Genomic DNA, 249 nt, shown 5'->3' with positions numbered 1-249 from the left:
GTGGACCAGTTGTCGTCGTTCGCGTCGGAAGTGACCCGCGTGGCCCGTGAAGTGGGAACCGAAGGGAAGCTCGGCGGACAAGCCGACGTGAAAGGAGTGGCCGGAACATGGAAAGACTTGACCGACTCCGTGAACTCCATGGCCGGGAACCTCACCGGGCAGGTGCGGAACATCGCCGAAGTGACGACCGCCGTCGCCAACGGCGACTTGTCCAAGAAGATCACGGTGGACGTGAAGGGGGAAATCCTT

At 61.8% G+C, this 249-nt stretch carries 1 protein-coding gene; it reads left to right on the top strand.

Annotated features, from left to right (window positions below; translation table 11 throughout):
* The coding region (locus tag BGIM_RS66660) for a HAMP domain-containing protein (protein ID WP_202947349.1) at positions 1-249 on the top strand (249 nt) is incomplete at both ends.

The organism is Zavarzinella formosa DSM 19928, assembly GCF_000255705.1.
Classification (GTDB): domain Bacteria; phylum Planctomycetota; class Planctomycetia; order Gemmatales; family Gemmataceae; genus Zavarzinella; species Zavarzinella formosa.
This window is presented reverse-complemented; position numbering and strand designations above follow the sequence as displayed.